The following is a 23,246-nucleotide window of genomic DNA, read 5'->3' on the forward strand; positions in this document are numbered from 1 at the left end:
TTTCCGGGGATGGGGGTTTCCAAGGGGGGTGGGGTGTTGCTCTGTGGGGGGTGGTTTTCCCCCGCGATCTGATCCCAATGCGATACACAAATCTTATTTGATACATCAAATACTGTTTGATGTTGTGTTTTGTATCGCTTATAAATACCCCACGCCCCAAGCCGCCCACCACCGGGAGCCCGAACATGTACGCACAGCTCGTAGAAACCGGCGTCAAACGCCTCAAGTCGCTGGAAGAGATGTCGCCCGAAGAGCGCGTCTTCCAGGAAAAGATCGACGCCGAGATCAAGATCGAAGCCAAGAACTGGATGCCCGACGCCTACCGCCAGACCCTCATCCGCCAGATCTCCCAGCACGCCCACTCCGAAATCGTCGGCATGCTCCCCGAAGGCAACTGGGTCACCCGCGCCCCGTCGCTCAAGCGCAAGCTGCAGCTGATGGCCAAGATCCAGGACGAAGCCGGCCACGGCCTGTACCTGTACAGCGCCATGGAAACCCTCGGTGCCGACCGCGACGAAGAGATCGCCAAGCTGCACAGCGGCAAGGCCAAGTACTCGAGCATCTTCAACTACCCCACCCTCAGCTGGGCCGACATGGGCGCGGTGGGTTGGCTGGTGGACGGCGCCGCAATCGTCAACCAGGTAGTGCTGCAGCGCACCTCCTACGGCCCCTACTCCCGCGCCATGGTGCGCATCTGCAAGGAAGAGAGCTTCCACCAGCGCCAGGGCTATGAGCTGCTGCTGACCATGATGCGCCACGGCACCCAGGCCCAGCGCGACATGGTCCAGGACGCCATCAATCGCTTGTGGTGGCCGGCACTGATGATGTTCGGCCCTAGCGACGAACACTCGCCCAACAGCGCCCAGTCGATGGCCTGGAAGATCAAGCGCCAGACCAACGACGAACTGCGCCAGCGCTTCATCGACCAGACCGTGCCGCAGCTGGAACTGCTTGGCTGCACCGCCCCCGACCCTGAACTCAAGTGGAATGCCGAACGCGGTCATTACGACTTCGGTGAAATCCAGTGGGACGAGTTCTACGAAGTGATCAAGGGCAACGGCCCGTGCAACCAGGAACGCGTCGCCACCCGCCGCAAGGCCATCGAAGACGGCGCCTGGGTACGCGAGGCCGCCGTGGCCTACGCACGCAAACAACAGAACAAGAACGCCGCCTGAAGCGGCCATCGATGCGGAGATCGAGCATGTCTGACTGGACCCTCTACGAAGTATTCGTGCGCAGCAAGCACGGCCTGAACCACAAGCACGTCGGCAGCGTGCATGCCGCCGACGCCGCCATGGCCATCGAGAACGCCCGTGAGCTGTACACCCGCCGCAGCGAGGGCGTGAGCCTGTGGGTGGTGCCTTCGGCGCTGATCACCGCCTCCTCGCCCGACGAGAAAGACCCGTTGTTCGCCCCGGCGGACGACAAGGTCTACCGCCACGCCAGCTTCTACGAGCTGCCCGCCGAAGTCGGACACATGTGAGGCCCGCCATGCACAAGCAAGCACTCATCCAATACCTGCTGCTGCTCGGCGACAGCGCCCTGGTCCAGGGCCAGCGCCTGTGCGAGTGGTGCGGCAAGGCCCCGGCGCTGGAAGAAGAACTGGCGCTGATGAACGTCGGCCTCGACCTGGTGGGCCAGGCGCGCAACTGGCTGGACTACGCCGCCGAACTGCTCGGTGACGGCCGCGATGCCGATGCCCTGGCGTTTCGCCGCGACGAACGCGCCTACCGCAACCTGCTGCTGGTCGAGCAACCCAACGGCGACTACGCCGTCACCCTGCTCAAACAGTTCCTTTACGACGCTTGGCACCACGCCACGCTTGAAGGGCTGACGGCCTCCCGCGATGAACGCATCGCCGGCATCGCCGCCAAGGCCCTGAAAGAAGTCACCTATCACCTGCGCCGCTCCGGCGAATGGGTGCAACGCCTGGGTGGCGGCACTGAAGAGAGCCGCCGGCGCATGCTCGAGGCGATCCCGGCACTGTGGCGCTTCACGGTCGAATTGAGCGTCGCCAACGACGGCGAAGTCCAGCTGGCCCAGGCCGGTATCGCCGCCGACCCGGCGCAGATCGCCCAGCAATGGCTGAACACCGTCACGGCCATTTTCGCCTCGGTCGAGCTGCCGCTGCCCAAGGCCGCCAGCCACTTCTACCTGGACGGGCGCAAGGGCCTGCACACCGAACACCTGGGCCTGCTGCTGGCCGAAATGCAATTCCTGCCGCGAGCCTACCCCGATGCAACCTGGTGAGCTGATCGCCGGCGACCGCGGCGCCCGGGCCCAGCAACACGGCGATCTGGCCCATGCCTGGGCGGTGCTGGCCGAGGTGATGGACCCGGAAGTGCCAGTGGTCAGCGTGGTCGACTTGGGGATCGTGCGCGACCTCGACTGGCGCGCCGGCCACCTGCACCTGGTGGTCACCCCGACCTACTCCGGCTGCCCGGCCACCGAGGTGATCGAGGGCGACATCCGCCAGGCCCTGGAGCAGGCCGGCTTCGCCGAGCCCGCGTTTGAGCGCCGGCTGATGCCGGCCTGGAGCACCGACTGGATCAGTGCGCAAGGCCGTGAGCGTCTGCGCGCCTATGGCATCGCCCCACCCGCGGGCAGCGCCAGCCTGCGCGGCAGCGCACCGAGCCTGTGCTGTCCGCAGTGCGGCAGCGCCCATACCGAACTGCTCAGCCAGTTCGGCTCCACGGCCTGCAAGGCGCTGTACCGCTGCCGCGCATGCCTGGAGCCGTTCGACTATTTCAAATGCCTTTGAGCCGTGGAGAACGCCATGAGCCCGTTTCACAGCCTGACCATCAAGCAAGTGCGCCAGGAAACCCGCGACGCGGTGTCCATCGCCTTCGACGTGCCCGCACATCTGCAGGAAGCGTTCCGCTTCACCCAGGGCCAGTATCTGGTCATGCGCACCCACCTCGATGACGAGGAAGTGCGCCGCTCCTATTCGATCTGCAGCGCCGTGCAGGATGGCGAGCTGCGCGTGGCGGTCAAGCGCGTGCCCGGCGGGCGCTTCTCGGCCTTCGCCAACGAAGTGCTCAAGGCCGGCCAGCAACTGGAAGTGATGCCACCATCGGGCAACTTCTTCGTGCCGCTGGACCCGTCGCGCCACGGTCATTACCTGGGCATCGCCGCCGGCAGTGGCATCACCCCGATCCTCTCGCTGGTCGCCACCACGCTGGCCAGCGAGCCGCACAGCCGTTTCACCCTGCTGTACGGCAACCGCGCCAGCAACAGCGCGCTGTTCCGCGACCGCCTGGAAGACCTGAAGAACCAATACCTGGACCGCCTCAACCTGATCTTCGTGTTCAGCCGCGAGCAACAGGACGTCGACCTGTACAACGGCCGCATCGACGCCGACAAGTGCGGCCAGCTGTTCTCCCGCTGGCTGGATGTGAAGCAGCTCGACGCCGCGTTCATCTGTGGCCCCCAGGCCATGACCGAGACCGTGCGCGACAGCCTGCGGGCCAATGGCATGGACAACGCGCGCATCCACTACGAGCTGTTCGCCGCCGCCGGCAGCGAAGCCCGTCGCGAAGCCCGCGAGGCGGCGCGTGAGCTGGATTCGGCGGTCAGCCATGTGACGGTGATCAGCGATGGCCGCGCCCTGGCCTTCGACCTGCCGCGCAACACCCGCAGCGTGCTCGATGCCGGCAACGCCATCGGTGCCGAGCTGCCCTACTCGTGCAAGGCCGGAGTGTGCTCGACCTGCAAGTGCAAGGTGATCGAGGGCGAGGTGGAGATGGACAGCAACCATGCCCTGGAAGACTACGAAGTGGCCGCCGGCTACGTGCTGTCGTGCCAGACCTACCCCCTGAGCGACAAGGTGGTGCTCGATTTCGATCAGCTTTGAACCCAATCGCGGGGCAAGCCCGCTCCCCCGAAAGTTGCTGCACCCCATGGGAGCGGGCTTGCCCCGCGAAGGGGCTTACAGCCCCCTCGCGTGACCTGAAAAAACAATTACAACAGCCAGAGAGAACGCCAGCCATGACCCCCGAACACCTCGAGAGCATCAACAACCATCCCGACTTCCAGCAGTTGATCAAGCGCAAGCGCCGCCTCAACGGCACGCTGACCTTGACCATGCTCGCCGCCTACTACGGCTTCGTCCTGCTGGTGGCCTTCGCCCCTGGCGTGCTCGGCCAGTCCCTCAGCGGCGGGGTGACCAGTGTCGGCATGCTGGTCGGGGTGCTGATGGTGCTGCTGTCCTTCGCCCTCACCGGGATCTACACCCATCGCGCCAACACCGTGCTCGACCCGCTCAACGACAAGGTCAAGCAGGAGTGCGCACGATGAACTGGACCGCCATCTCGATGTTCCTGGTGTTCGTCTGCTTCACCCTGCTGGTCACCCGCTGGGCGGCGCTGCGCACCCGCTCGGCCAGTGACTTCTACACCGCCGGCGGTGGCCTCACCGGCATGCAGAACGGCCTGGCGATCGCCGGCGACATGATCAGCGCCGCGTCCTTCCTGGGCATCTCGGCGATGATGTTCATGAACGGCTACGACGGCCTGCTCTACGCCCTGGGCGTATTGGCCGGCTGGCCGATCATCCTGTTTCTGATCGCCGAGCGCCTGCGCAACCTGGGCAAGTACACCTTCGCCGATGTGGTCTCCTACCGCCTGGCCCAGGGCCCGGTGCGCATTACCTCGGCGTTCGGCACCCTGACTGTGGCGCTGCTGTACCTGGTGGCGCAGATGGTCGGCGCCGGCAAGCTGATCGAACTGCTGTTCGGCATCAGCTACCTGTACGCGGTGATGCTGGTGGGCGTGCTGATGGTGCTGTACGTGACCTTCGGCGGCATGCTCGCCACCACCTGGGTGCAGATCATCAAGGCAGTGATGCTGCTGTCGGGCACCAGCTTCATGGCCTTCATGGTGCTCAAGCACTTCGGTTTCAGCACCGAGGCGATGTTCGCCAGCGCCGTGGCCGTGCATGCCAAGGGCCAGGCGATCATGGCGCCGGGGGCACTGCTGTCCAATCCGGTGGATGCGATTTCACTGGGCTTGGGGATGATGTTCGGCACTGCCGGGCTGCCGCATATCCTGATGCGCTTCTTCACCGTCAGCGACGCCAAGGAAGCGCGCAAGAGCGTGTTCTACGCCACCGGTTTCATCGGCTACTTCTACCTGCTGCTGATCGTCATCGGCTTTGGCGCCATCGTCATGGTCGGTACCGAACCGTCCTACCGCGATGCCGCAGGCGCGATCATCGGCGGCGGCAACATGGTCGCGGTGCACCTGGCACAGGCGGTGGGCGGCAACCTGTTCCTCGGCTTCATCTCGGCAGTGGCCTTCGCCACCATCCTGGCCGTGGTTGCCGGCCTGGCGTTGTCCGGCGCCTCGGCCGTGTCCCACGACCTGTATGCCTGCGTCATGCGCAAAGGCCAGGCCAGCGAGCAGCAGGAAATGCGCGTGTCGCGCATCGCCACCCTGGTGATCGGTCTGTTCGCGGTGCTGCTGGGTCTGCTGTTCGAATCGCAGAACATCGCGTTCCTCTCCGGCCTGGTACTGGCGGTGGCCGCCTCGGTCAATTTCCCGGTGCTGCTGCTGTCGATGTTCTGGAAAGGCCTGACCACCCGCGGTGCGGTGGGCGGCAGCCTGGCCGGGCTGTTCTCGGCGATCGTGCTGGTGGTGCTGGGCCCGGCGGTGTGGGTCAACGTACTGCACAACGAGCACGCACTGTTCCCCTACAGCAACCCGGCGCTGTTCTCCATGTCGCTGGCGTTCCTCGGCGCATGGGCCTTCTCGGTCACCGACAGCTCGCAACGCGCCCAGGACGAACGTGGCCGCTACCTGGCGCAGTTCATCCGCTCCATGACCGGTATCGGCGCCGCCGGCGCCAGCAAGCACTGAACACAAAAACAATAAGAACGACGGGGACAACAACAATGAGCCGCACACGCCTCACCTCGGCCGCCTGGCTGGCCACCCTCGCCCTGCCCTTGCCGGCCCTGGCGGACTTCATCGGCGACAGCCACGCGCGCGTCGAGCTGCGCAACCACTACATCAACCGCGATTTCCGCCAGGACAACGCGCCGCAGAACAAGGCCGAGGAATGGGGCCAGGGCTTTACCGCTCGCTTCGAGTCGGGCTTTACCGACGGCCCGGTCGGCGTCGGGGTGGATGCCATGGGCCAACTGGGCATCAAGCTCGACTCCAGCCGCGACCGGCGCGGTACCGGCCTGCTGCCGTTCGGCCCCGACAGCAAGGAACCGGTCGACGACTACAGCGAGCTGGGCCTGACCGGCAAGCTGCGGGTGTCCAAGAGCACCCTGCGCCTGGGCACCCTGCAGCCGATCCTGCCGGTGGTGGTGTACAACGACACCCGCCTGCTGGCCTCGACCTTCCAGGGCGGCCTGCTGACCAGCCAGGAGCTGGACGGCCTGACCTTCAACGGCGGGCGCCTGACCAAGGCCAACCTGCGTGATTCGTCCGGGCGCGACGATATCGGCTATGGCGCCGCTACCAGCGACCACTTCGACTTCGGTGGCGGCAGCTACGCCTTCACCCCGCAGACCAGCGTCAGCTACTACTACGCCAAACTCGAAGAGATCTACCGCCAGCAATATGTCGGCCTGCTGCACACCCAGCCCCTGGCCGAGGGCGTGAGCCTGCGCAGCGACCTGCGCTACTTCGACAGCCGCGGCGATGGCGCCGAGCGCGCCGGGCGCATCGACAACCGCAACTTCAACGCCATGTTCACCCTCGGCGTGAAGGCCCACAAATTCACCGCCACCTGGCAGCAGATGTCCGGCGATAGCGCGTTCCCGTTCCTCAACGGCGGCGACCCGTACACCGTCAACCTGGTCACCTACAACACCTTCACCCGTGCCGGGCTCGACTCCTGGCAGTTGCGCTACGACTACGACTTCGTGGCCATGGGCATCCCCGGGCTGAGCTTCATGACCCGCTACACCGACGGCCGCCATGCCGAGACCGCCACGCTCAGCAATGGCCGCGAACGTGAACGCGACACCGACATCACCTACGTCATCCAGAGCGGCCCGCTCAAGGACGTCAGCCTGCGCTGGCGCAACGTTACCTTCCGTTCCGGCAATGGCCTGACCAATGCCGTGGACGAGAACCGCCTGATCATCGGCTACACACTGGCGCTCTGGTAAGCGCGCCCCTGTCTATCAGAACAGCATGGAGAACAGCATGTCCGCCGCCCCTACCCTGCAAAGCTTCATCGCCGGCCGCTGGATCGGCCAGCACGGCGCCCAACCCCTGCGCAGCGCTCTCGACGGCCACGTCCTGGCCTATAGCCACGAAGAACGCCCGGACTTCGCCGAAGCGCTCGACTTCGCCCGAATCCAGGGCCTGCAAACCCTGTTGGCCATGGACTTCCAGCAACGCGCCGCGCGGCTGAAAGCCCTGGCGCTGTACCTGGCCGAGCGCAAGGAACAGCTCTACGCCCTGTCCCACCACTCGGGCGCCACCCGTGCCGACAGCTGGATCGATATCGAGGGCGGCAACGCCACGCTGTTCGCCTATTCGAGCATGGGCCGTCGCGAGCTGCCGTCGGGCAACCTGGTGCATGAAGGCCCGGCGATCCCCCTGGGCAAGCAAGGCCACTTCGCCGGCAGCCATATCCTGGTGCCACGTACCGGCGTGGCCGTGCACATCAACGCCTTCAACTTCCCGATCTGGGGGATGCTGGAGAAGTTCGCCCCGACCTTCCTCGCCGGCATGCCGTGCATCGTCAAGCCGGCCACCGCCACCAGCTACCTGACCGAAGCCGTGGTGCGCCTGATGAACGAATCCGGGCTGCTGCCGGCCGGCAGCCTGCAACTGGTGATCGGCAGCACCGGCGATCTGCTCGAGCGCCTGCAGGGCCAGGACCTGGTGACCTTCACCGGCTCCGCCGATACCGCCGCCAAGCTGCGCGTCACGCCTAACCTGGTGCGCCATTCGGTGCCGTTCAACGCCGAAGCCGACTCGCTCAACTGCGCCATCCTTGGCCCGGACGTGAGCCCCGACAGCGAAGAATTCGAGCTGTTCATCAAGGAAGTGGCGCGGGAGATGACCACCAAGGCCGGGCAGAAATGCACGGCGATCCGCCGCGCCATCGTCCCCGCCAGGCACATCGACGCCGTGGCCACTCGCCTGCGCGAACGGCTGCGCAACGTGGTAGTCGGTGATCCGTCGGTCGAGGGCGTGCGCATGGGCGCCCTGGCTTCCCACGAGCAGCAGCGCGATGTCGCTGAACGCGTACGCATGCTGCTGGACAGCTGTGACCAGCTGCTGGGCGCCAGCGATGGCTTCACCCCGGTGGGTGACGGCGTGGCCGAAGGCGCGTTCTTCGCCCCGACCCTGCTGCTGGCACGCGACCCGCACGCCGAGGGCGGCGCCCACGATATCGAAGCGTTCGGCCCGGTCAGCACGCTGATGGCCTACGACGACCTCGACGAAGCCCTGGCCCTGGCGGCCCGTGGCAAGGGCAGCCTGGTGGCGACCCTGGTCACCGCCGATCGCAGGGTGGCCGCCAAGGCCATCCCGGCCGCCGCCGCCTGGCACGGGCGCCTGCTGGTGCTCGACGGCGAAGCGGCCAAGGAATCCACCGGCCACGGCTCGCCGCTGCCGCAGCTCAAGCATGGCGGCCCGGGCCGTGCGGGCGGCGGTGAAGAGCTGGGCGGCCTGCGCGCGGTCAAGCACTACCTGCAACGCGCCGCGGTACAGGGTTCGCCGAGCATGCTGATGGCGGTGACCGGCGAATACGTGCGCGGCGCCGAGGTGATCGAAACCGAGGTGCACCCGTTCCGCCGCCACTTCGATGACCTGCGCATCGGTGAGTCGTTGCTTACCCACCGCCGCACGGTGACCGAGGCCGACCTGGTCAACTTCGGCTGCCTGTCGGGTGATCACTTCTACATGCATTTCGACGAGATCGCGGCGAAGCAGTCGCAGTTCGGCAAGCGCATCGCCCACGGGTATTTCGTGCTGTCGGCGGCGGCCGGGTTGTTCGTTTCGCCGGGTGAAGGGCCGGTGCTGGCCAACTATGGGCTGGATACTCTGCGCTTCATTACCCCGGTGGGGATTGGCGACACCATCCAGGCGCGGTTGACCTGCAAGCGCAAGATCGACCAGGGCAAGACCAGCCCACAGGGGCAACCGCAAGGGGTGGTGGCTTGGGATGTGGAGGTGAGCAATCAGGATGGGGAACTGGTGGCGAGCTATGACATTTTGACGTTGGTGGTGAAGCGTGGGGCTTGAGGTAGGGTGAAGGCCACTGGGTGTTTGCCAGTGATTTTGCAGCGCCTATGAAATCGAGCGCCGCCCGCGCGGCGCTCGATCTTGAGGGCGCTGCAAGACTGTCGCCATGCATCTTATCCAGACAGACGCCGACTCACGCATGCACACTCCACTGCGTACTGTCCGCTGCAATCGGCAAATCGTCGATGGCCTGGATCAGCCCGCAGCGCAATGCTTCTTCCGGCCCCAGGATGCGTGGATAAGCCATCAGGTAGCGCGGCACATCCAGTGTTTCACTGGCGCCCTCGGTGCGCTCGACAACAATCTGCTCATACAGCCGCAGGTCGTAGTCCAGGCTCATGGCGTACTCGGCCATACGTGCATGGTCCACCGAACCGTGCAAGGTCCAGTGGAACGGATGGAACAGGAACTTGCTCAGCGCGCAGGCGGTACGGTGACTGCCGGCAAGGAAGATGATGTTGCCCATCGACTCCACCGTGCCGAGGTTGTGGGTGTGCACCGGCACCGGCAGGCTGCGCAGGAAGTTGTACAGGGTGAAGCCATAACTGCACTCCCCACCCATGGTGGCGATGTTCAGCTGCAGCAGCTCGGCGCCTTGCTGCAGGGCGCGCGAGCAGGTGTTGATCAGGTTGCCACAGGTGGACGAGTTGATGGGGCCGGTGTAGTGGATGATGTGCCTGGCCATAGGGGGCTCCCGGTCATTCGGGTTGCTGGGTGGCTGATCCTGCGCGATGTCCTGCTAGCGGTTGAGGCGTAAGGCAGGGGCAAAGTTCCATGACCCTGCTGGTCAATCGTGCTGAACCCTTCACGTTAGCTGCCGGTCGCTACTCAAGACACAGGGCTGCAATGGGAAACCGCGTGAACCAGACCCTGGCCCCCTCACTCCGCGATGCCGCCCTTCCTTATTTTATTGTGTACAGCACACCCAACGACAACGCATTGGTTCATGACTATATTGGCGACAACAAAATAAACCGACTTACTTTTTTAAGCGCAAAAACGAAAGGTCAGGCCAGATCACCAGGAAATCTTGCCATCTGTTTTCTCCCGTAGGATCTTTTACCTTATGCCTGCCTTATCAACTAATGGAGGCAGACCATGAGCATTCAGCCAGAGCGCCACAGACTGGCTAAGCGAATTCACGATCAAAGTAACCTTGACTAGCTCAGGCGCCTACCGCAGCAGCAATTAGCACATTATGACCACTCTGACAGTCGAGCCCAAAACGGGATAAGCGAATCTGAAGACAGTCAGCGTGTCTCGCTGGTCGCAGCCAGGGACAGCAAAGGGAATAAGATGCACCTCCGCTAGCACTGCAGTATGTATCGGCAGTCGTTTTTGATATCTAAAAGTACAAGCCCCAACCACTGAGCGGCTTGCACTTTGTCGTGCCTGTTTAACTAGTTTTGCGACGGCTAATTAATTCGATGCTCATGGTAGTTCCGCAATACCTACGACTATTCTCCGAGGCGCACCAGAAAGTTCTCACAGCGCCAAAGCCTAAAAACCTAATATCGTTTAACTGCAGCGACGGATTAATGGATGCAACATTAAACTCATCGTGCAGGCGGCGTGCGAGAGCACGCACTAGAAATGGTTAATCAAGCAATGGCAATAGACTTAAATGAGCAATAAAACCCTGACCTCCGGTAACTGACTTTAGATGCCAAGGCATTGTCAGAACCTTAATCCCGCAATCCCTTATAAAGGCGTGACTTATTGCGTTCCGCATTAGCGGCAACGATTGCTCACACCCTTTGTTTTACAGAAGAGCAGAAATGTCTGACCCCATAAATGAAACGTCCCAAGTACCTGAACTGTCCCTCAACACGGGTGGCATCCACACACAGGCCAACAACTTCCTCTCGGCCCTGCAATCAGCGGTCGACCCGCGAACGGGCCAGTTCAACCTGGTCTTCAACATCGAGCTGGGTATCGCCAATAACCTTGGCGGCCCTTCCCTGCCCTTCACCCTGGCGTTCAGCAGCCTGGGTTCGCATCGCAACCAGGGCTTTGGCCTGGGCTGGTCGCTGCTGGTCAGCGAACTGTCACTGGCACAAGGCGCCCAGGCTCTGCGCCTTGGCACGGGCGAACAGTACGCCGTGCAGGCCGTCGTGGATGGCCAGGTGACGTTCCGCGACTACAAGCTGCAATCGCTGCGGGTAGTGCGTACTGCTGATGGCAGTTATCGGATCACTCACAAAGACGGCCGTATCGAGGTCCTCAAGCGGGTCAATGACAGCGGCCCCTATGTGCTGCATGAACTGCGCAGCGATGCAGGCCGCCGGCTGCACCTGCGGTGGAACTCGGCCAACGGTGTCAACTTGCTCAGGGAGATTACCGACGACAACCAATGCGTACTGGCCCGGCTCGACCGCAGTGGCACTTCACCCCAATTGCTGCTGGCACCAGGTACTGCCGATGAAGCGGTTTACATCTTCGAACAAGCGAACAACCGCCTGGCGAAGTTGCGCCTGCCTGACAGCGCAGCGCCCTTTGCCTTCAGCTATGAGGCTATAGATGTCGGCAACGGCCAGTCGCTGCTATTCCCGAAGAATGTCGACGGCCCGCTCGGCGCCACCGACACGGTGTACTGGAGCAAGAGCGCTGCGACCTCGCACCGCTTACCCAGCGGCGCGCCGATCAACTTCCTGCCACGTGTGCTGCGCTGGGAGCACACCGACAGTGAGGCAGCAGGCAAGCTGTCGCATAGCTACGCCTGGAGGGGTGACCACAACTACCTTGGCTTTGGCAGCCAGCTGGGCTTCCAATGGGAGTCGGGCCGCGACAACCTCTACAGGCTGCGTGAGCGCTACGAATATTCCGTCACTGAAACCCTGACCAACCCAAGCGGTTCGATCGAGCAGACCGTACAGCGTCAGTGGGACCGCTACCACCTGCAAACCCTCGAGCGACGCCGCTCCGGCGACTACGAAACCCGTATCGACACCAGCTACCACGTCGACTACGACAAATCCTGGGAAGAGCAGGCGGCGTTCTGCCAGTTTCCGCGCCAGGTAACCACCACCTTCATCGAGTGGCAGGGCGATACCGTCAAACGTGAACGCAGCGAGGTCACCACTTCCACCTTCGACCGCTATGGCAACCCTCTTGAGTCGGTCCAGGCCAATGGCGTGATCGAATTCAACGAGTATTACCCGGTCGAAGGCGAGCCCGGCAGCGCGCCTGAAGATGACCTGGGCATGGTGCGCCGCTTGAAACTGCGCAGGGTTACCCCGCTCGAACAGGCGCACGGCGCCGCGCCGGTCATGGTCACCCGCTACACCTATGCCGCGTTGCCTTCGCTGATCACCGGCGATCCCGTCCTGCAACTGGTCGAGCGCGAGCAATTGGAGGACGAAACGGCCGGGGCCGTGATCGAAACCACCTGCAACACGTACATCGATACGATTGGCCAGCACTACGCCCGTTTGGCCAGCACCACCAAGACCGTGGCGGGGCAGCCGATCACCACCCGCCATAGCTACAGCATCGAACCCGTGAACGGCGTAGCGGCGCTGCTGACCGCCACCGTCATCGAAGGTGACGAGGCGGACCAAACCCAGCACATGTGTACCAGCACCGCCCGCTCCCTGGCCAGCGGCCAGACCCTGCGCGAGACCAGTGCCGCCGGCGTGCACACCGACCACGCCTTCGACAAGCTCGGGCGCGTGGTAAGCAGTGTCATCGCCAGCGGTACCGAATATGAAGTGACCCGCACCTCTGCCTACCACCTCAGCGATGCATTCGTCATGCAACATGCCCCGCAGATATCGAATGCCGACGGTTCCAGGCTCCTCTTGGCCAGCGTGGGCCATGAAGAGCAGGATGCCACTGGCCAGCGCAAGCGCACCTGGCTCGACGGCGCCGGCCGCACGGTACGGGTAGAGCTCGAAGACCTCGATCACCAGGCTGCACCTTTTCGCTGCATGAGCAGCATCGAGCATGACGCCCTGGGGCGTGAGATCTCGCGCAATGAAACGGACTGGGCAACCGACGGCCAGGCGCTGTTCAGCCTCACCAGCACCACCACCTACGACCATTGGGGCAACGTTGCACAGGCGACTGCGGGCAATGGTGTGACCACGCATACCCTGCACGACCCGATCGCCCAGACCGAGCACCGTTGGCAATCCGCCCTGGGCAAGGCAGGCAGCCTGGAGGTCGTGCACAAGAACCTCAACGGCAGCCCGGTGAAAATCGAACTCTATGACGACGGTGGCGGCGACCCCGGCAAGCGACGATTGGTGCGGACAACCTATCAACACCGCGATGGGCTGGACCGTGTCATCGAGCAGAGCGTCGCACCAGCGGTCGGCGTGGCGAGCAGCACCCATACCACTTACGACGCTTTCTCTCGTGTCGTCGAGCGCCTCGAAGTCGGCGATTCCCAAGCCCGCAAGACCCTCTGGACCTACGCCCCACACAGCAACAGCGAGCACCCAACGTCGGTGGCCATGCAAACCGTGGAGAACCCATGATGAACAACTACGCACAACCCGTAACCGTAGGTCGCCAGCAGTTCGACGGCCTCGGCCGCCCGCTGAGCATCGAATGCGGTGGCCGCACCACCGAGTATCACTATGCCGCCGGCCAGCTGCCGCCCACCCACAACATCCTGGCTGATGGCAAGCGTGTGGATTTCCGTTATCTCAAGGCCCTGGAGAACCTGGTCGAACAGATTCTCCCCGCCGGTGAAGCCGCCCATGGTTTTGGCTATGACCGCACGCTAGGCACTACCGCTTTGGCCAGTGGGCCGCTGGGCGTACAGCAAATGACCTACACCGCTGCCGGCAAACCGAAAACCGACACCTGGACGGTCGACGGCAGGGACCATGTCACCACTTGGCGCCACAGCCTCGGCGGCTTGCAGCTTGGCTTCAAGGACGCCGCCGATGTGGACCACCAGCGCGTGTTCGACGCCGTGGGCCGTCTGCAGCGGATCACCGTCGGCAGCGTCACCAGTGAGATCGGCTACGACGCCTTCTCCCGTCCGCACACTTACACCACCCGTGACACGGTCAGCGGTACCCGCCTGACCCAGACGCTGACCTATGACGGCCTTGGCCGGGAGCATACCCGTACTTATGACGCCGTGGTCGAGGGCCAGTCCAGCCGCAAGGTGCAGACGCTGACTTACACCGACCTCGACCAGCTCAAGAGCCGCCGTTGGGACGACGGCTCGGTGCAGGGTGAGGAGCACTTCACCTATGATCGCCACGGCCGTTTGAACACCTACGAGGCCGACCCTGCAGTGGCGCCGAAGGATCCCTTCGGTAACCTGGTGGTCAAGCAGGTGTTCCGCCTGGATGCACTGGATTGCTATATCGACGTGGTCTCGACCTTCGCCGACAAAAGCAGCGATACCGCGACCTTCGAGTACGAGAACAACAGCGACCCAACCCAGGTCACCCGCATTGCTCATACCCATGCCAGCTGGCCCAGGCAGATCGACCTGGCCTATGACGCTCGCGGCCGTCTCGAGCGTGACAGCCTGGGCCGCGTGCTGACCTGGGATGGCCAGGACCGCCTGCAGAGCGTCAGCTACCAGGGCCAGACCTGCACCTACGGGTATGACCCGGCTGGCAACTTGTGCGACCGCAGGGTCGATGGCCAGCTTAGCCGCAGCTTCCACAGCGCCAACAGCCTCACCCACGAAGTGCGCGGTGAAGAACAAATGCGCCTGATCGGCGATGCTGGCCAGTTGTTCGCGGTCGATCGGCTGGCCGCCGGTGTTCACCGGGCCACCCTGCTCGGCTGTGATGCCCAGGGCAGTGTGCGGCTGGAGGCCGATGAGGAGTTGCGCCAGTATCACTACACAGCCCACGGGGCCGATGCGGGCCCATCGCAGGGCGCCGCCAGCCCGTTCGGGTTTGCAGGCGAGCGCCGCGAGCCACTCACTGGCTGGTACATCGCGGCAGGTTACCGGCCCTATGACCCAGTGCTGATGACTTTCCTTGCGCCCGATAGCGCCAGCCCCTTCGGGCGCGGCGGGCTCAACCCCTACGGCTATTGCGGGGGTGACCCGGTCAATCGCTTCGACCCGGATGGGCACAGTTGGTTTAAATGGGTTGCCCTAGGGTTTGCCGTGGCCGCCATGGCCATAGCATTGGCTCCCCTTGCGCCGGCACTCACTGCCGCTTTCGCCGCTGGAGCGACGGCCAGTGCGTTAGGTGGTGGCGTAACCGGGACAGTTGCCGCTGCTGGTTTGGCTTTCGGCATGACTGCGTCATCGACGGTAGGCGCACTGGGAACGATTGCGGCAGTAGCCAGTGTCGTTAAATTAGGCACCCAGATAGCTGGCCTAGCAATTACGGCCAATAATCCAGACTCAAAGGCAGCAAAAATTCTTGGATATGTGGAATTTGGTGCGGGTCTTGTTGGAACTGGCGCCTCCTTTGCTAGTGCGGCGCCTAAGGCTTACGAGGCTTTCAAATCGTACAAAGGCGTCTATCAAACCCTTCACAACGCCGAGACGTGGCTTAAACCCTTGGGTGCCCCCGCTTCAGCTGTGGCATCGACATTTACAACTGTGGAAAAGTACACAGCTCGACCTGCCAAGGCACCAGCCCAAGAAGACCCTGTCCAGACAACACAACAAGGCTCTGTGGCTGCTACCAATAGCCAGTCCAGGCAGATCGGTCCTCGTGAGGAACAAGCGGCCCAAGCCAATCGGGCCTCACTGCCAGCCTCGCAGCGAGCCGAGACCGGGCCGTCGCAACGAATAACCGAGATCATCAGCCGATCTGGGGCTCCGTCCCTGTTCGAGAGACGCCGAAATGCTGGCGCTGGAGACAATCCACCAGTTAGCCGGCAGTTCCACTGACCCACCGCGCTACGCCTTGATATTGAGAGGCGTCAGGGCGTAGCGCTGCGGTTGGGTAGTGTTCAAAACGCAGTGCCAGGTCCCCTGGCACTGCAGGGCCTCACTTACGAGCGGCCGCCCTTGCGGCCCGACTCGCTACTCTGCCGGTTATCTCCACCGGTGCTTTGCCCACCTTTACGCCCGGCTTCGGCGGCTTTGTCGCGGTCATTGGCTAAGTTCCCAGGGCTTTTGGAACCGCCCTGGTGGCCCATCTTGTCGCTGTCCTTGCCCATCCGGTCATTTTCTTTGCTAGCCATGGTCATCAACCTCGTTTGGCTTGGGGATGCACGGTTGCGTGCCGTACATGGTGTGGGAGTACGGCAATAACGGCGGATTCGGTTTATTGCGGATTCATCGGACCGGTGGCGCTAAACAAGCGACGGCGGTGTATTTGGTGCACAAGCAGTTTCAGCCAATCGCGGGGCAAGCCCGCTCCCACAAAACTTTTCGTGCAGAGCCTAGAGCGAGGGAACGCGTGCCTCGCGACACATCTGTTGACCCCTCCCATGAATGTGCTTAATCTTTGCGAAACCTACCGGTCGGTAGGCTTGTTTTTGTCCAATGGATTTCGCTGTCATGCCCACCCACTCAAACCTGCGCTTCGCCGCCTCCCTCGCCCTGATCGGCGCCCTCGGCCCTTCGGCCATCGACATGTACCTGGCCAGCCTCCCGGAGATGGCTCGCGACTTCGGCACCGGCTATCCCCAGGTGCAACTGACCCTGACCGTGTTCCTGCTGGCCATGGGTGCCGGCCAGCTGCTGTTCGGCCCGCTGGTGGATGCGCTGGGCAGGCGCCGGCCATTGCTGGTGGGGTTGCTGGTGTTCACGGTCACCTCGCTGGCCGCAGCGGCGGCCAACTCACTGGAGGCGCTGCTGCTGGCGCGGCTGATCCAGGGCCTGGCCAGTGCGCTGACCCTGGTGGTGATCATGAGCATGGTGCGCGACGTTGCCGACGGCGCACGGGCGGCACAGATCTTCGCCTTGCTGATGACCATCGAAGGCCTGGCACCGATCCTCGCCCCGGCGCTGGGCGGCGTGGTGGATGCCGTCTGGGGCTGGCGGGCGATCATGCTGGTGCTCGCTGGGCTCGGCCTGCTGACCCTGCTCAACTCGGCCCTGACGCTGGGTGAAACCTTGCCCGTGGCGCAGCGTGTACGCCTGGCGCCGCGTAGCGTGTTGCACACTTATGCGCGCATCGCCTGTGACGGTACTTTCCTGCGCCCGGCGCTGGCGCTGTCGGCGGTGTTCTTCTTCCTGTTCGCCTACATCGCCGGCTCTGCCTACGTGTACCAGCAGCATTTCGGCCTCACCAGCACGCAGTTCGGCATGCTGTTCGGCGCCTGTGGCGTGGCCATTCTGCTGGGCGCTGCAGGGTCCGGCCTGTGGGTGAAGCGCCACGGCGTGGCCCGAGTGGCCTGGTGGGGCGCGCTGTGCATGGGTGCGGGTGCACTGCTGACGGTGGTGGGCGGCGGCTTGCCGGTGCTGCTGGGCGGTGTGGTGCTGGCGCTGTTCGGCCTGGGCATCTGCGAGGCCACGCTGATGGCCCTGGCGATGTCCTCGCAGCACCGCGATGTCGGCTCCACCGCTGCGCTGCTGGGTGCCCTGCAACTGGTGATCTCGTCCAGCGCCACCCCCCTGGCCGGGCATCTGGCGACCCTCGGCCCGCAGGCCTGGGCCTGGCTGTTGGCCGCAGCCGCCGTGGTCATCCTGGGTTTGACCCGCGCCGCCCTGGCAAAGACAATCAGCGCCTCGAACTGCAGCGTCAACCCGGAGTGACCGCCTTGAAAGCCCTGACCCCTTCCGCCGCACGCATTTGCGACCACGCCGTCGAGCATTTTGCCGAACATGGCTACGACGGCTCGTCGCTGAACGAAATCGCGGCCCAGGCGGGCATGCGCAAGGCCTCGCTGTATGCGCACTTCGCCAATAAGGATGCGTTGTTCGTGTGTGCGTTCGAGCGTGCCCTGGCCGAAGAGACCGCCTATGTCGAAGCCGGGTTCGGCCATGAGGCCGCCGGCCGCGAGGCGCCGGGGCACTGGCATCCGCTGCACCTGGCAGAACGTTATGCGGGCTCGGCCAATTTGCGTTTCGTGCTGCGCAGTGCGTTCCTGCCGCCGGCGCCGATACGGTCGATCGTGACCAGCGGGTTCGAGGAATATCTGGAGCAGATTCGCCTGGGCTTCTGCCAGGCCCTGCGCGAGCGGCATGCCTGGGCGCGCAGCGATGGCAACAAGCTGGAGCTGTATGGGGATGCTTATCTTGGGATCATCGACAGCCTGCATGTGGAGCTGCTGTATGCGAACCCGGCGGTGTATGCGCGGCGGGCGGCGTCGTTGTTGAAGATTTTGGATGATTCGCTGGGGTTGGCGGGGTGACGGGGCGGTGGGTGCAGGGTGGTGGATTGGGTGGAAGCCACCAGGTGCAGGGCGAAAGATTTGCAGCGCCCTCAAGATCGAGCGCCGCGCGGGCGGCGCTCGATCTCATAGGCGCTGCAACCCTGTCGCCAGACACTTGGTGGCCCACATGCAATCTCAAGGCTCGATCTTCTTCAACTCATTAAGCAACCCCATCAACTGCTCCAGCTTGTCCGCCCCAAACTGACGCTGGATCTCCTGGTAATTGCGCTCCATTTCCTCGCTCATCGCCAGAAACGCCTGCTGCCCGCGCACGGTCAGGCTGATGAAGATCCGCCGCTGATCCTCCGGCGACTTGCGCCGCCCCACCAGCCCGTCACGCTCCAGGCGCTTGAGCACGCCGCTCATGCTCGGCTTGAGAATGCACGCCAGGTCCGCCAACTGGTGGCTCTCCAGCTCGCCCTGCTGGCGCAGGATGCGGATCACCCGCCATTGCTGTTCTGTCAGGTCATGGGCATTGAGGGCCGGGCGGAAGAACGCCATGGTCGCTTCACGGGCCTGCAGCAGGGTCAAGGTCAGGGAGGGTCTTGGGATGGTCATCGGGCTCAGCTGGTTTTATTAAGATATTAATGAAGTGAAATACATTTGCACCCGGCCTGTCCAGCCCCTGTGAAAAGTACCAGCGCTCCTGGCTAACGCCCATTCTCGCTGCAACCGGGCCATTGCACGATTGGCTTCAAGCTCAAGGCTTGGAGCAGGTCATTCGATGCACCTATCACCGCAACGCCATTTGCCGCTGGCGGTACTCCCCCGGCGTCATCTGCGCATGGCGCTGGAAGAACCGGCTGAAATACGCCGGGTCCTTGAAGCCCAACTGGTAGCAGATCTCGTTGGCCGAACCGCCCGTATACAGCAACAGGCGCCGCGCCTCCTGCATCAAGCGCTCGAACACCAGGCGCTTGGACGGCAGGTCGGCGATGCGCCGGCACACGTCATTCAGCCGCGCTTCGGTCACGCCCAGCGCCGTGGCGTAAGCCGGCAACGCCCAATGTTCCAGGTAATGGCGCTCGATCAGCTCGTTGAAGCGGTGGAACAGCTGCAAGTCCTCGTGCCGCGCCGGCATCGCCTCCAGCGAGTTGGCACACAGCCGCAGCAGGCTGATCATCACCAGCCGCGCCAGGTCCTGCAGGGCGGTGCCCTGCCCCGCCTGGCCCTGGCCGACCTCGCTGCCGAGCAGGTCGAACAATTGCTCCAGCCGATGCGCCTCTTCGCGCGCCTGCCCTTGCAAATGCCCCAGGGCAACGCACGCAGGTTGCAGGCGCGGCGCGCTGATCAGCCCGGGCTCGGCCTCCAGCAGTTGCCACACCAGCTGTTGGCGCACGGTCAGCACATGGCCATCGGCGTCGGCCTCGGTGACAAAGGCATGGGGGATGGTCGGCGGGGTGAGGAAGAACATCGGCCCGGCCTCGTGGTAGCGCTGTTCGTCGAGGTACACCCGTACGCTGCCGGTCTTCACGTAGTGCACCTGGAAGAAGCGGTCATGGCGGTGCACCGGCATGTTGCGACCAAAAAAGCCGGCCAGGTTGCCGAGCCGGTCGTAGTGCACCTCGCTGTCGCTGTAGCGCTGGTCGTAGACCTGACCGATGTTGATGTTGGGGATCGGCTGTCGTTCTTTCATTGTTGTTCTCGTACCGGTGGAACAGGCCGGGCGATGCATCGTAGCACTGCCCGGCGAGCGGGGAATGCCTTGACGATCGTTAACATCTTAATTATAACGCTAACACATTAACAAAAACGCAATGAAGCGTCCCCGGGCGCTTCGCCTTCCGCAGGAGAAAAGCATGAGCCGTGCCTTGCACGAGGTCGCCACCGGCAGCCTGTTCGGCGTTGCCCTGAACTACCAGGGCCTGCTGCAGCAGCACCTGGCGTCCTTCCAGAAAGCGCCGTACCAACAGCCGCCGGTCAAGCCGGTGCTGTTCATCAAGACCCCCAATACCCGCAATGGCCATGCCCAGGCAGTTACCTACCCTGCGGGAGTCGAGCGCCTGCAGCCTGGCCCGGCGCTGGGCGTGGTGATCGGCAAGGACGCCAGTCGGGTAAGCGTCGAAAACGCCCTCGAGCACGTGGCCGGCTACACCATCGTCAACGAGTTCAGCCTGCCCGAAGACAGCTATTACCGCCCGGCCGTCAAGGCCAAGTGCCGCGACGGCTTCTGCCCGCTGGGGCCGGAGCTGGTGCCGGCGGCGCAGGTGGGCAACCCCGACGCGCTGGGCATCCGCCTGTGGGTCAACGGCGAACTGCGCCAGCACAACAACACCGCCAACTGCGTGCGCAGCGTGGCCCAGCTGATCGCCGAAATCAGCGAGTTCATGACCCTGCATGCCGGCGACGTACTGATTACCGGCACCCCGGAAGGCCGCGTCGATGTGCTGCCCGGTGACCGCGTAAGCGTCGAGATCGACGGCCTCGGCCAGCTGACCAACCCCATCGTCGCCGAACAAGGGCTCGCCCCATGAAGCACGCCCGTATCCAGTTCGACGGCCAGGTCCACGCCGTCACGGTCGAAGACGACCACCTGCGCCTGGCCGATGGCCGCCTGGTGCATCAAGACCAGGTGACCTGGCTGCCACCGGCCACCGGCAGCATGTTCGCCCTGGGCCTGAACTACGCCGACCACGCCGCCGAGCTGGCCTTCACCCCGCCCACCGAGCCGCTGGCGTTCATCAAGTCGCCCGGCACCTACACCGGCCACGACCAGGTCACCTGGCGCCCGGACAACGTCAAGTACATGCACTACGAGTGCGAGCTGGTGGCGGTGATCGGCAAGCCGGCGCGCGACGTCAAGCGCGAGGACGCCCTCGCCTACCTGGCCGGCTATACGGTGTGCAACGACTACGCCATCCGCGACTACCTGGAGAACTACTACCGGCCCAACCTGCGGGTGAAGAACCGCGACGCCACCACCCCGGTCGGCCCGTGGATCGTCGATGCCAGCGATGTGCCAGACCCGTCGAACCTGAAGCTGCGCACCTGGATCAACGGCGAGCTGAAGCAGGAAGGCAGCACCGCCGACATGATCTTCGACATCCCCTACCTGATCGAATACTTCTCCAGCTTCATGACCCTGCAGCCCGGCGACATGATTGCCACCGGCACGCCGGAAGGCCTGGCCGACGTGGTGCCGGGCGATGAAGTGGTGGTGGAAGTGGAAGGCGTCGGCCGCCTGGTCAACCGTATCGTCAGCGAAGCCGAGTTCTTCGCCCGTAAAACCCAAGAGGCATGAACATGATCAAGCACTGGATCAACGGCCGCGAAGTCGAGAGCCGTGACACCTTCATCAACTACAACCCGGCCACCGGTGAAGCCATCGGCGAAGTGGCCAGCGGCGGCGCCGAGGAAGTCGCCCAGGCCGTGGCCGCGGCGAAAGAGGCCTTCCCGAAATGGGCCAACACCCCGGCCAAGGAGCGCGCCCGGCTGATGCGCCGCCTCGGCGAGCTGATCGACCAGAACGTGCCGCAACTGGCCGAGCTGGAAACCCTCGACACCGGCCTGCCGATCCACCAGACCCGCAACGTGCTGATCCCCCGCGCCTCGCACAACTTCGACTTCTTCGCCGAAGTGTGCACGCGCATGGACGGCCACAGCTACCCGGTCGACGACCAGATGCTCAACTACACCCTGTACCAGCCGGTCGGCGTGTGCGGGCTGGTGTCGCCGTGGAATGTGCCGTTCATGACCGCCACCTGGAAGACCGCGCCATGCCTGGCGCTGGGCAACACGGCGGTGTTGAAGATGAGCGAGCTGTCGCCGCTGACCGCCAACGAGCTGGGCCGCCTGGCGGTCGAGGCCGGCATCCCCAACGGTGTGCTCAACGTGATCCAGGGCTACGGTGCCACCGCCGGCGATGCCCTGGTGCGCCACCCGGACGTACGCGCCATCTCTTTCACCGGCGGCACCGCCACCGGCAAGAAGATCATGCAGACCGCGGGGCTTAAAAAGTACTCGATGGAACTGGGCGGCAAGTCGCCGGTGCTGATCTTTGAAGACGCCGACCTGGACCGAGCCCTGGACGCCGCGCTGTTCACCATCTTTTCGCTCAACGGCGAGCGCTGCACCGCCGGTAGCCGCATCTTCATCCAGGAGAGCGTGTACCCGCGCTTCGTCAGCGAGTTCGCTGCCCGTGCCCGGCGCCTGATCGTCGGCGACCCGACCGACCCGAAAACCCAGGTCGGCTCGATGATCACCCAGCAGCACTACGACAAGGTCAGCGGCTACATTCGCATCGGCATCGAGGAAGGTGCGCGCCTGGTGGCCGGTGGCCTGGAGCGCCCGGCGGGCCTGCCGACGCACCTGGCCAAGGGGCAGTTCATCCAGCCCACGGTGTTCGCCGATGTGAACAACCGCATGCGCATCGCCCAGGAGGAGATCTTCGGCCCGGTGGCGTGCCTGATCCCGTTCAAGGACGAGGCCGAGGCGCTGCAGTTGGCCAACGACACCGAATACGGCCTGGCCTCGTATATCTGGACCCAGGACATCGGCAAGGCACATCGTCTGGCCCGGGGCATCGAGGCCGGGATGGTGTTCATCAACAGCCAGAACGTGCGCGACCTGCGTCAGCCGTTTGGTGGGGTGAAGGGTTCCGGGACTGGCCGCGAAGGGGGACAGTACAGCTTCGAGGTGTTTGCCGAGATCAAGAACGTGTGTATTTCCATGGGTAGCCACCACATTCCGCGCTGGGGCGTCTGACGCCATCGCGGGGGGGGGGAAACACCCCCCATGCCCCCCCTACCCTTCCTGTAGGGGGGGTCTTTT

The 23,246-nt window shown here is 64.0% G+C and carries 20 protein-coding genes and 1 pseudogene; 17 read left to right on the plus strand and 4 right to left on the minus strand.

From position 1 onward, the window contains the following. The first annotated feature begins 185 nt into the window (after positions 1 to 185). From paaA to paaZ, 9 genes and pseudogenes are all read left to right on the plus strand, one after another. Complete coding sequence (gene paaA / locus ACO6VM_RS11575) at positions 186 to 1,175, plus strand: 1,2-phenylacetyl-CoA epoxidase subunit PaaA (RefSeq protein WP_401057289.1); 990 nt, start codon at positions 186 to 188, stop codon at positions 1,173 to 1,175. Between the two features lie 26 nt (positions 1,176 to 1,201). Continuing rightward, entirely contained in the window at positions 1,202 to 1,483 is a 282-nt protein-coding gene (gene paaB, locus ACO6VM_RS11580) for a 1,2-phenylacetyl-CoA epoxidase subunit PaaB (RefSeq protein ID WP_023631078.1), read from the plus strand. 8 nt (positions 1,484 to 1,491) lie between these two features. Continuing rightward, positions 1,492 to 2,250, plus strand: a complete 759-nt coding sequence (paaC, locus tag ACO6VM_RS11585) for a 1,2-phenylacetyl-CoA epoxidase subunit PaaC (protein WP_422403268.1) — start codon at positions 1,492 to 1,494, stop codon at positions 2,248 to 2,250. Beyond that, entirely contained in the window at positions 2,237 to 2,761 is a 525-nt protein-coding gene (paaD, locus tag ACO6VM_RS11590; RefSeq protein ID WP_422403269.1) for a 1,2-phenylacetyl-CoA epoxidase subunit PaaD, read from the plus strand. Before paaC ends, paaD begins: the two co-directional genes overlap by 14 nt. Before the next feature lie 15 nt (positions 2,762 to 2,776). Next, on the plus strand, positions 2,777 to 3,853 hold the full coding sequence (paaE, locus tag ACO6VM_RS11595; protein WP_422403270.1) for a 1,2-phenylacetyl-CoA epoxidase subunit PaaE: 1,077 nt from the start codon (positions 2,777 to 2,779) through the stop codon (positions 3,851 to 3,853). A gap of 134 nt (positions 3,854 to 3,987) precedes the next feature. Continuing rightward, entirely contained in the window at positions 3,988 to 4,296 is a 309-nt protein-coding gene (locus tag ACO6VM_RS11600) for a DUF485 domain-containing protein (protein ID WP_110993846.1), read from the plus strand. Beyond that, a pseudogene (locus ACO6VM_RS11605) lies at positions 4,287 to 5,855 on the plus strand (cation acetate symporter); the annotation flags it as partial. The gene ACO6VM_RS11600 and the pseudogene ACO6VM_RS11605, both read left to right, overlap by 10 nt. Before the next feature lie 35 nt (positions 5,856 to 5,890). Further along, a complete protein-coding gene (locus ACO6VM_RS11610) occupies positions 5,891 to 7,123 on the plus strand; it encodes an OprD family porin (RefSeq protein WP_401057293.1) in 1,233 nt (410 codons plus the stop codon). A gap of 37 nt (positions 7,124 to 7,160) precedes the next feature. Further along, entirely contained in the window at positions 7,161 to 9,215 is a 2,055-nt protein-coding gene (gene paaZ, locus ACO6VM_RS11615; protein ID WP_422403271.1) for a phenylacetic acid degradation bifunctional protein PaaZ, read from the plus strand. A gap of 133 nt (positions 9,216 to 9,348) precedes the next feature. On the opposite strand, the gene ACO6VM_RS11620 is transcribed toward paaZ, so the two are convergent. Beyond that, positions 9,349 to 9,900 carry an ATP-dependent Clp protease proteolytic subunit gene (locus tag ACO6VM_RS11620; protein ID WP_401057295.1) on the minus strand — a complete coding sequence of 184 codons (552 nt, stop codon included), beginning with the start codon at positions 9,898 to 9,900 and terminating at the stop codon, positions 9,349 to 9,351. 89 nt (positions 9,901 to 9,989) lie between these two features. Here ACO6VM_RS11620 and ACO6VM_RS11625 point away from each other — a divergent pair, with 89 nt between their 5' ends. From ACO6VM_RS11625 to ACO6VM_RS11635, 3 genes are all read left to right on the plus strand, one after another. Continuing rightward, positions 9,990 to 10,268, plus strand: coding sequence for a hypothetical protein (locus ACO6VM_RS11625; protein ID WP_422403272.1), 279 nt, complete (start codon positions 9,990 to 9,992; stop codon positions 10,266 to 10,268). Positions 10,269 to 10,993: 725 nt separating this feature from the next. Further along, the gene (locus ACO6VM_RS11630) at positions 10,994 to 13,696 is read left to right on the plus strand and encodes a hypothetical protein (protein ID WP_422403273.1); all 2,703 of its coding nucleotides are present in this window, start codon (positions 10,994 to 10,996) and stop codon (positions 13,694 to 13,696) included. Beyond that, positions 13,693 to 16,041 carry an RHS repeat-associated core domain-containing protein gene (locus ACO6VM_RS11635; protein ID WP_401057298.1) on the plus strand — a complete coding sequence of 783 codons (2,349 nt, stop codon included), beginning with the start codon at positions 13,693 to 13,695 and terminating at the stop codon, positions 16,039 to 16,041. The genes ACO6VM_RS11630 and ACO6VM_RS11635 overlap by 4 nt, the downstream gene beginning before the upstream one ends. A 104-nt stretch (positions 16,042 to 16,145) precedes the next feature. Here the strand turns inward: ACO6VM_RS11635 and ACO6VM_RS11640 are convergent, their stop codons facing one another. After that, positions 16,146 to 16,337: a general stress protein gene (locus tag ACO6VM_RS11640; RefSeq protein ID WP_401057299.1), complete on the minus strand. Its 192-nt coding sequence runs from the start codon at positions 16,335 to 16,337 to the stop codon at positions 16,146 to 16,148. Positions 16,338 to 16,656: 319 nt separating this feature from the next. On the opposite strand from ACO6VM_RS11640, the gene ACO6VM_RS11645 reads away from it, so the two are divergent. Continuing rightward, on the plus strand, positions 16,657 to 17,856 hold the full coding sequence (locus ACO6VM_RS11645; RefSeq protein ID WP_422403274.1) for a multidrug effflux MFS transporter: 1,200 nt from the start codon (positions 16,657 to 16,659) through the stop codon (positions 17,854 to 17,856). Between the two features lie 5 nt (positions 17,857 to 17,861). Next, on the plus strand, positions 17,862 to 18,455 hold the full coding sequence (locus tag ACO6VM_RS11650) for a TetR/AcrR family transcriptional regulator (RefSeq protein ID WP_401057301.1): 594 nt from the start codon (positions 17,862 to 17,864) through the stop codon (positions 18,453 to 18,455). Between the two features lie 156 nt (positions 18,456 to 18,611). Here the strand turns inward: ACO6VM_RS11650 and hpaR are convergent, their stop codons facing one another. Both hpaR and hpaA read right to left on the minus strand, forming a co-directional pair. Further along, a complete protein-coding gene (gene hpaR, locus ACO6VM_RS11655) occupies positions 18,612 to 19,034 on the minus strand; it encodes a homoprotocatechuate degradation operon regulator HpaR (RefSeq protein WP_125858566.1) in 423 nt (140 codons plus the stop codon). Between the two features lie 175 nt (positions 19,035 to 19,209). Beyond that, positions 19,210 to 20,112, minus strand: coding sequence for a 4-hydroxyphenylacetate catabolism regulatory protein HpaA (gene hpaA / locus ACO6VM_RS11660; RefSeq protein WP_125858565.1), 903 nt, complete (start codon positions 20,110 to 20,112; stop codon positions 19,210 to 19,212). A 163-nt stretch (positions 20,113 to 20,275) separates the two neighbouring features. Here hpaA and ACO6VM_RS11665 point away from each other — a divergent pair, with 163 nt between their 5' ends. The 3 genes from ACO6VM_RS11665 to hpaE are packed head-to-tail and all read left to right on the plus strand — an operon-like array spanning position 20,276 to position 23,180. Beyond that, the gene (locus tag ACO6VM_RS11665) at positions 20,276 to 20,950 is read left to right on the plus strand and encodes a fumarylacetoacetate hydrolase family protein (protein WP_422403275.1); all 675 of its coding nucleotides are present in this window, start codon (positions 20,276 to 20,278) and stop codon (positions 20,948 to 20,950) included. Continuing rightward, positions 20,947 to 21,717, plus strand: coding sequence for a fumarylacetoacetate hydrolase family protein (locus tag ACO6VM_RS11670; protein WP_422403276.1), 771 nt, complete (start codon positions 20,947 to 20,949; stop codon positions 21,715 to 21,717). The genes ACO6VM_RS11665 and ACO6VM_RS11670 overlap by 4 nt, the downstream gene beginning before the upstream one ends. Before the next feature lie 2 nt (positions 21,718 to 21,719). After that, positions 21,720 to 23,180 carry a 5-carboxymethyl-2-hydroxymuconate semialdehyde dehydrogenase gene (gene hpaE, locus ACO6VM_RS11675; protein ID WP_390970447.1) on the plus strand — a complete coding sequence of 487 codons (1,461 nt, stop codon included), beginning with the start codon at positions 21,720 to 21,722 and terminating at the stop codon, positions 23,178 to 23,180. Positions 23,181 to 23,246: the final 66 nt, after the last annotated feature.

The organism is Pseudomonas sp. GZD-209, from assembly GCF_049310485.1.
Taxonomy (GTDB): Bacteria; Pseudomonadota; Gammaproteobacteria; order Pseudomonadales; family Pseudomonadaceae; genus Aquipseudomonas; species Aquipseudomonas sichuanensis.

What these genes read in the sequence shown, in the direction of transcription:
- paaA (WP_401057289.1), top strand. Translation starts at nt 186, where the DNA reads ATGTACGCACAGCTCGTAGAAACCGGCGTCAAACGCCTCAAGTCGCTG.
- ACO6VM_RS11600 (WP_110993846.1), top strand. Translation starts at nt 3,988, where the DNA reads ATGACCCCCGAACACCTCGAGAGCATCAACAACCATCCCGACTTCCAG.
- ACO6VM_RS11620 (WP_401057295.1), bottom strand. Translation starts at nt 9,900, where the DNA reads ATGGCCAGGCACATCATCCACTACACCGGCCCCATCAACTCGTCCACC.
- ACO6VM_RS11635 (WP_401057298.1), top strand. Translation starts at nt 13,693, where the DNA reads ATGATGAACAACTACGCACAACCCGTAACCGTAGGTCGCCAGCAGTTC.
- ACO6VM_RS11625 (WP_422403272.1), top strand. Translation starts at nt 9,990, where the DNA reads ATGACCCTGCTGGTCAATCGTGCTGAACCCTTCACGTTAGCTGCCGGT.
- ACO6VM_RS11665 (WP_422403275.1), top strand. Translation starts at nt 20,276, where the DNA reads ATGAGCCGTGCCTTGCACGAGGTCGCCACCGGCAGCCTGTTCGGCGTT.
- hpaA (WP_125858565.1), bottom strand. Translation starts at nt 20,112, where the DNA reads ATGAAAGAACGACAGCCGATCCCCAACATCAACATCGGTCAGGTCTAC.
- paaZ (WP_422403271.1), top strand. Translation starts at nt 7,161, where the DNA reads ATGTCCGCCGCCCCTACCCTGCAAAGCTTCATCGCCGGCCGCTGGATC.
- ACO6VM_RS11670 (WP_422403276.1), top strand. Translation starts at nt 20,947, where the DNA reads ATGAAGCACGCCCGTATCCAGTTCGACGGCCAGGTCCACGCCGTCACG.
- paaE (WP_422403270.1), top strand. Translation starts at nt 2,777, where the DNA reads ATGAGCCCGTTTCACAGCCTGACCATCAAGCAAGTGCGCCAGGAAACC.
- ACO6VM_RS11630 (WP_422403273.1), top strand. Translation starts at nt 10,994, where the DNA reads ATGTCTGACCCCATAAATGAAACGTCCCAAGTACCTGAACTGTCCCTC.
- hpaE (WP_390970447.1), top strand. Translation starts at nt 21,720, where the DNA reads ATGATCAAGCACTGGATCAACGGCCGCGAAGTCGAGAGCCGTGACACC.
- ACO6VM_RS11645 (WP_422403274.1), top strand. Translation starts at nt 16,657, where the DNA reads ATGCCCACCCACTCAAACCTGCGCTTCGCCGCCTCCCTCGCCCTGATC.
- paaB (WP_023631078.1), top strand. Translation starts at nt 1,202, where the DNA reads ATGTCTGACTGGACCCTCTACGAAGTATTCGTGCGCAGCAAGCACGGC.
- ACO6VM_RS11610 (WP_401057293.1), top strand. Translation starts at nt 5,891, where the DNA reads ATGAGCCGCACACGCCTCACCTCGGCCGCCTGGCTGGCCACCCTCGCC.
- paaD (WP_422403269.1), top strand. Translation starts at nt 2,237, where the DNA reads ATGCAACCTGGTGAGCTGATCGCCGGCGACCGCGGCGCCCGGGCCCAG.
- ACO6VM_RS11640 (WP_401057299.1), bottom strand. Translation starts at nt 16,337, where the DNA reads ATGGCTAGCAAAGAAAATGACCGGATGGGCAAGGACAGCGACAAGATG.
- paaC (WP_422403268.1), top strand. Translation starts at nt 1,492, where the DNA reads ATGCACAAGCAAGCACTCATCCAATACCTGCTGCTGCTCGGCGACAGC.
- hpaR (WP_125858566.1), bottom strand. Translation starts at nt 19,034, where the DNA reads ATGACCATCCCAAGACCCTCCCTGACCTTGACCCTGCTGCAGGCCCGT.